Origin of the sequence: Streptomyces sp. NPDC058964 (assembly GCF_042741275.1) — a bacterium.
Lineage (GTDB): Bacteria > Actinomycetota > Actinomycetes > Streptomycetales > Streptomycetaceae > Streptomyces.
Window position 1 is genome coordinate 1 of record NZ_JBHYKH010001043.1, and the last position, 1,122, is coordinate 1,122.

At 68.2% G+C, this 1,122-nt stretch carries 1 protein-coding gene and 1 pseudogene; both read left to right on the forward strand.

The features are described from left to right. The coding region (locus ACFW2E_RS47515) for a carbohydrate ABC transporter permease (protein WP_384478553.1) at positions 1-689 on the forward strand (689 nt) is incomplete at its 5' end. Beyond that, positions 686-1,122 (forward strand): annotated as a pseudogene (locus ACFW2E_RS47520) (carbohydrate ABC transporter permease); the annotation flags it as partial. The gene ACFW2E_RS47515 and the pseudogene ACFW2E_RS47520, both read left to right, overlap by 4 nt.

The following is a 1,122-nucleotide window of genomic DNA, read 5'->3' on the forward strand; positions in this document are numbered from 1 at the left end:
CCCTGATGTGGGACGCGCTCGGCCACAGCGCGTACTTCACGCTGCTCGTCGTGCCCTGCATCACGGTCCTCGCCTTCCTGCTGGCGATGCTCGCCCACCACATCGAACGCGGCAAGTGGCTGTGGCGGCTGTGCTTCTTCCTGCCCTTCCTGCTGCCGTCCACCGTCGCCGCCAACCTGTGGCAGTGGCTGTTCAACCCCGGCACGGGAATGATCAACCACGTCTTCGGCCTTCAGACGCCCTGGCTGACCGACAAGTCCTACGCGCTGCTCGCCGTCGTCATCACCACCCTGTGGTGGACGGTCGGCTTCAGCTTCCTGCTCTACCTCGCCGCCCTCCAGGGCATCCCCGCCCACCTCTACGAGGCCGCCAAGCTGGACGGCGCGAACGCCTGGCACCGCACGCTCCACATCACGCTGCCGATGCTGCGCAACATCACCGGCCTCGTCGTCGCCCTCCAGATCCTCGCCTCGCTCCAGGTCTTCGACCAGGCCGTCGTCATGCAGGACTTCGGGCCCGGACCGGAGGAATCGACCCGCACCTTCGTCCAGTACACCCTCGAACAGGGCTTCACCAGCTACCGCGTGGGCTACGCCTCCGCGATCTCCATCATCTTCTTCATGCTCATCGCGGCCGTCGCCCTCGCCCGGATGTGGCTGCTGCGCAACCGTGAGGAGGGCGGCCGATGACCACCGCCGCACCATCGATCCGCACCCGGCCGCGCAGGAGCTGGACCCCCGGCCAGATCGTGCTCACGCTGCTCGGCACCGCCGTCTCCGCCGTGTTCCTCGCCCCCCTCGCCTGGGCCCTGTTCACCTCCCTCAAGTCGGAGACCGAGGCCGTCGAGGTACCCACGCACTGGCTGCCCGAGGACTGGACCGGCCAGGCCTGGTCGGCCCTCTTCGAGACCGGCAACATCACCAACTGGTTCGTCAACTCCCTCGTCGTGTCGGTCTGCGTCACGACGGTGGTCCTGCTGGTGAGCGCGCTGGCCGGCTACGGCTTCGCCCGCACCGAGTTCCGCGGCAAGGGCGCCCTGATGGCCCTGGTGATGGCCGGCCTCATGATCTCCCCGGCCGTGCTCGGCGTGCCCCTGTTCACCACCGTCCAGCAGATGGGGAT